At 41.1% G+C, this 1,084-nt stretch carries 1 pseudogene; it reads right to left on the bottom strand.

The window, feature by feature from the left end:
• Positions 1-1,084: pseudogene (locus ACFIKR_RS09380) on the bottom strand (hypothetical protein); the annotation flags it as partial.

Here is a 1,084-nt window from a genome sequence, read left to right as displayed (position 1 = left end):
CCATTATTGACAAGACTATTGACTTGATCATCCGTATATTTCTTCGCATCTTCAAGAACCGTCTTCATCTGCTGTTCTGTGTAATCATGTAACTGACCTCCATTAACAGCTTCTTTCGAATCCTTTTCAATCTTTCCATCCGCTACATTGTCTATTAATACCGGAGAACTGTCATCTCCACCAACTAACGTAACTTTATTGGTCTTTTTTCCTGTTTCATCTTTATCATATTGTACAGATCCATCCGTAACTTTAGTTTCAATATCCTTGACCTGATCTGTAATCATCTGCTGGGTTTCCCAAAGCTGACCTCCATTCACGGCCTCTTTGGAATCTTTGTCTACCTTACCGTCCTCTACATTGATAATCTTACTAGGACTCTTAACGCCCTGATCATCAGCGTGAGAAGCATCATAGCTTCCTTTTTCTTCATTCCAATTCAGACCATTAGACGCAACATCCTTTTCAACTTCTTTTATACGATCGTTGATAGTGCTCATGCTGTCATTAACAACATCAAATGCTTCAGAGACATTATTACGCTCCTCTTTATCACCTTTCGTGCCATCATCATTGAAAACCTGAACGTAGAATTTGGGTCCTTGCCAGTTTCCTTCCTTATCATAACCAGCTCCTCCACCAAAATATGAGGCAAAGGTCTGTTGAAGAGTATAAATCTGACCTCCATTAATCGCATCCGTCGAATCTTCTGATATCTTTCCTTCCGCAAGGAACGTGATCTTGCTGTTGTCCTTTTTACCTTCCTTCTCATGCTGTGCTACAAACGCACCAGCATCATCACTCCACAACAACGCATTTTGCTCAATGTTTTCTGAAATCTCATTATGAAGTTTCTTGAAGACCTTATTGACACCGGCAAACGCAGCTGCAATGCTATCATAATCCTCCTCTTCAAAGCTTCCATCTTCTTGGAAAGTCATTATCTTGAAACCTGGGAGGAACCAGCCATCACCATCATACTTAGCATCACCACCAAAATACTTTGCTAGCGACTGATTCAAATCATAAATCTGTCCGCCATTAACCGCATCACCCGAGCCTGATGCTATAGAACCATCAGCCA

Origin of the sequence: Bartonella sp. MR30HLJHH (genome assembly GCF_042194195.1) — a bacterium.
GTDB lineage: Bacteria > Pseudomonadota > Alphaproteobacteria > Rhizobiales > Rhizobiaceae > Bartonella > Bartonella grahamii.
This window is presented reverse-complemented; position numbering and strand designations above follow the sequence as displayed.